The organism is Acidimicrobiales bacterium (assembly GCA_035533095.1).
Classification (GTDB): Bacteria; Actinomycetota; Acidimicrobiia; order Acidimicrobiales; family Palsa-688; genus DATLUM01.
Map to the genome: position 1 here is coordinate 1 of DATLUM010000070.1, position 2,983 is coordinate 2,983.

General features: G+C 68.5%; 2 protein-coding genes. Both read left to right on the top strand.

Translation table 11 applies throughout. The features are described from left to right. A partial coding sequence (locus tag VNF71_08800) for a hypothetical protein (protein HVA74651.1) occupies nucleotides 1–871 on the top strand: 871 nt, incomplete at its 5' end. A gap of 232 nt (nucleotides 872–1,103) precedes the next feature. Continuing rightward, a complete protein-coding gene (locus tag VNF71_08805; protein HVA74652.1) occupies nucleotides 1,104–2,822 on the top strand; it encodes an IS1634 family transposase in 1,719 nt (572 codons plus the stop codon). Nucleotides 2,823–2,983 lie beyond the last annotated feature (161 nt).

Sequence of the window (2,983 nt, forward strand, 5' to 3'; positions counted from 1 at the left end):
GACGGCGGCATCTTCACCTTTGGTGATGCGACCTACCACGGGTCGACCGGGAACGTTCGGCTCGATCAGCCGATCGCGGCGATGGCCCGCACCGCAAACGTTGGGCGGCTACTGGCTTTTGGCCGCCGATGGAGGGATCTTCTCCTTCGGTAACGCCGGCTTCTACGGCTCGGGCGCGGGCCGAACCGGTGGGCACCGGGCCGTCGGCATGGTTGCCACCGGCGACGGCGGGGGGTACTGGATCATCCTCGACAACGGCGCCGTGCTGGCCAAGGGCGACGCCACGCCGTTCTCCGGACCGACCTCTCCGACCGGGCCGGCCCGGGCGGACGGCCACTACACCTTCGAGGCGACCAACTCGGCGGGCGCCCCGATCCGCTGGAACCCCGCTGAGCCGATCACCTACGCGGTGGCCGACGCCGGGGCTCCCGCCGGATGGTCGATCGACGTCAACAGCGCCATCGCCGCCGCACACGCCGCCACTGGCCTCACGTTCGCCAGCACCGGGGTCTACGCCGAGGTGTCTCAGATCCCGTCCTCGGTCAAGGTGACGGTCAGCTGGGTGTCGACCCTAACCACCGGGGACGGGGTCGGGTTGTCGACGTACTGGTACTACCTGTTGAGTGGCTACACGCCGCAGATCGTCTCGGCCAAGGTGCAGCTGCTGTCGAGGCTCCCGGCGGGAGGAGGGTCGGGCGAAGAACCCGTTCTCCCGCATGAGTTGGGGCACGCCATGCGCCTCGGCCATGCGTCGGGCGCCCCCGAGATCATGAACCCAGTCGACAGCGGCTTGGCGACCTACCAGCCCGGAGACCTCAACGGATTGTGGCGTATCGGCGCCACCCAGGGCAGCACCGGCTTCTACTGGTAGCGCCGGCCTTCAGCCGCCGTCGATGGCAACCACCGTGCGCGTGCGCGACGGGGAGCGCCTGGTGACCGACGGGCCGTTTGCCCGAAGTTACGGGGGGTTTGGAGTCTGATCTGTGGTCTGACCAGCACGGACAGACGCGGGAAGGTCACTGAACGTAGGCACTAATAATGTTGACAGTGTTGGTCGTGTTGTGTAGGATAGCCTTGTGGCTAGACGGGGTGATGCTGTACATGTGTCGGTCACACGTCGGCACTACAAGGACAAGGTCTATGAGACCACGTTGCTGCGCCGCTCCTACCGGGAAGGCGGCAAAGTCAAGACCGAGACGCTGGGCAACCTCTCGCACCTGCCGGCCGAGACGATCACGCTGATCCGGGAGTCCCTCGCCGGCAAGACCCATGTGGAGGCGGGCGCCGACTGGGAGATCGAACGGTCCCTGCCTCACGGCCATGTCGCCGCGGTGTGGGCGATGGCGCGCACCCTCGGGCTGGCCGAGCTGTTGGGCCCGTCCTGCGAGCAGCGGGACTTGGCGCTGGCCCTGATAGTGGCCCGGGTGGTGTCGCCGGCCTCGAAGCTGGCCACCACCCGATGGTGGCAGACCACCACCTTGGCTGGGGATCTGGGCGTCGCGGACGCGTCGAGCGACGACGTGTACGCCGCGATGGACTGGTTGGAGGCCCGCCAAGCCAGCATCGAGTCCGCTCTCGCCCGCCGCCACCTCAGCCCCGGCGGCCGGGTGCTCTATGACCTTTCCAGCTCGTGGATGGAGGGCCAGTGCTGCCCGCTCGCCGCCCGCGGCCATTCCCGGGACGGCAAGGCCGCCAAGGAGCAGATCGAGTACGGGCTGACCTGCTGCCCCGAGGGCCGGCCCGTCGCGGTGGAAGTCTTCGCCGGCAACACAGCGGACCCGACCGCGTTCATCTCCGCCGCGGCCGCCGTGCGGCAGCGTTTCGGGCTGGGCGACGTGGTCATGGTCGGCGACCGCGGCATGATCACCACCGCCCGCATCGACGCGCTTCGCACCGTCGGCGGGCTGGGCTGGATCACCTCCCTGCGAGCCCCGGCCATCCGACTGCTCGCCGAGGGCGGCGCTCTGCAGATGAGCCTGTTCGACGAGGCGAACCTGGCCGAGATCACCGACCACCCCGACTATCCCGGCGAACGGCTGGTGGCCTGCCGCAACCCCGCCCTGGCCGAGCTGCGGGCCCGCAAACGCGACGAGCTGCTCGCCGCCACCGAAGCCGACCTGGCCGACATCGCCGCCGCGACCACCCGGGACCGGCGGCCCCTGCGAGGCCAGGACAAGATCGGTCTACGCGTCGGCAAAATCGTCAACCGCCACAAGATGGCCAAGCACTTCACCCTCACCATCTCCGACACCGGCTTCGCGTTCGCCCGCAACCACCAGGCCATCGCTGCCGAGGCCGCCCTCGACGGCATCTACGTCGTGCGGGCCTCAGCCGCCCACACCTCCACCATGAACGCCCCGGCAGTGGTCGAGGCCTACAAAGACCTCAAGTTCAACGAAGCCGGGTTCCGCAGCCTCAAAGCCATCGACTTGGACCTGCGCCCAATCCACCACTGGACCGAGACCCGAGTACGCGCCCACGTGTTCATCTGCATGCTCGCCCTCTACCTCGTCTGGCACCTGCGCCGCGCGTGGGCACCCCTCTGCTTCACCGACGAGGCGACCCCCGAACGTGGCGACCCGGTCGGCCCCGCCCAACGCTCCCCCAGCGCACTGACCAAAGCGTCCCGTCAACACCGCACCGACGGCGAACCCGTCCACAACCTCGCCACCCTGTTCGCCGAGCTCGGCACCCTGACCCGCAACACCATCGTCTTCGCCGGCGGTGCCCGCATCACCAAACTCGCCACCCCCACCCCACTACAACGACACGCCTTCGAGTTCATCGGCGCACCCATCCCCATCGAGCTCGGCCCCATGTAGACAGAACAACCAACCCGCCAAACAACGAACCCCCTGCTCAGCAGGGGGTTCTGTCGTCAAAGCCTACGGAACTTCGGGCTAGAGGTGGTGATCTGGCCGGTTCGGCCGGGTTGCATGTGGTGGCCGGGGCGGCGCTGCTGCGCCCGGAGGAGCAGCTGTTC